Below are 1,616 nucleotides of genomic sequence, written 5' to 3' on the forward strand. Positions count from 1 at the left end.
GGGTCGCTATGGAAAAATGGCAAACAGGTAATGTGGATGGAAGTACAACTGTACGCCGTTCACCTATGAGAATCCCTATTGATGTATATTATGATGACGAACTACGTCAAATAGAGATTTCGGGTTCAGTGGATATTGATGTACAAATATTCCTATGTGATGAAAATGGAAATATTATTGCCTATTCTTCAATTACTAATACCACATTGGATATTCCGGAAGATTATAATGGACGACTCTCCATCAGTATAGAATGTGATAATTGGGTTGCTACTGGTTACATAACAATATAAAACAAGAAATCATAATAATTGCATAAACAAATCTGTCGTTTTAACAAATTGGCGTTCAAATAACATTAATAAAATTATATGTATATGAAGAAAATTCTTTCACTGCTCGTTTTTGTGGCTATTTGCTGCTTTATTTCTGCATGTTCTGATGAAGATTTACTAATCTCAGAATCTGAAGTAAATTCACAAGACTTATTGTCAACTAAGTATGATGCAAGTTTGATTAAATCTTGTGAGCTTGATTCCATCATTCCATTGGAAGGGGATAGTGTAATGATGCGAAAGTTACAGGTCAAAACACGTTCTACATCTTCATACTCAGATTTGTATGAAGAACTTCACCAATTAGATCAGATTCCTATCTATTTACAGGTTAAAGGGAATACTTCTACAAAACATTTTCTGGATGTTAGCGGAGAAGGCAAAGAACTGACTTTTGAGGATTGTAAAGACGATGATGTATCTCAACAATTTTATATTAAAACTTTACCGGCTTACACAGGAATACCATATTTGATATATTCAAAAAAGACAAATACACCTATTAGTCTTGGAGCTTATTCCAGTAACCCAGATGTGAAAGTTGTGTACGCTAAACCATCTAGTAACACATCTACTTTTGGCGCATCTTGGGATATTCGTTATGGCGAATATTCAAATGAATCATTCATCATTGAAAATCAAGATTACCCACGGCAGGGCAATAGTGGATCTTTGTATGATGTTTATTATAGTGTGATTACGGCAAATGATTCAAAGGTGTCTTTAGAAAAATATGCGAAATTACCACGACAGGAGTTTTCGATTATACCCGTCGAAGATTTTAAAATTGAAAGTGTCACATTTGATACAAATGCATCAACATTATCTAACATACCGGATGTGGTTTTTTCGGATAAATTTACCAATAATGGTCCAATAGATCAGAATCATACTTTTACGATTTCTGACAGCTATAAAGAAACGTCATCTTTTAATAAAAGGACATCCTATAGTGTTAATGTGACCACTAAGTTCAAAGTTAAAGTTCCGTTTATTGCCAATGGAGAAATAAGCACCTCAGTTTCAGAGGGTCAGGATTTTACTTATGGCGAAACAGAAGAACATAGTGTCTCTATCAACAGAACCTATCCAATCATAGTGCCTTCAAATTACATAGCACAAATGACATTGACTCTATCAAAATATACGATGGACGTAGAATATTGTGCTGTATGCGTAGGAACGGTTTCTGGTAGAAAGATTAATATTAGGGGTATTTGGAAAGGTGTTGATGTTCAAGAATCAGATGCATTTTTAACATTAACTCCTATCAATGGAACG

General features: G+C 34.1%; 2 protein-coding genes. Both read left to right on the plus strand.

All coding sequences use genetic code 11. The features are described from left to right. On the plus strand, positions 1 to 293 hold a 293-nt coding region (locus ACI313_RS05520; protein WP_439755502.1), incomplete at its 5' end, for a hypothetical protein. Positions 294 to 371: 78 nt separating this feature from the next. Continuing rightward, a partial coding sequence (locus tag ACI313_RS05525; protein WP_439755503.1) for an ETX/MTX2 family pore-forming toxin occupies positions 372 to 1,616 on the plus strand: 1,245 nt, incomplete at its 3' end.

The sequence above is a fragment of the Floccifex sp. genome, from assembly GCF_051873495.1.
Lineage (GTDB): Bacteria > Bacillota_I > Bacilli_A > Erysipelotrichales > Erysipelotrichaceae > Floccifex.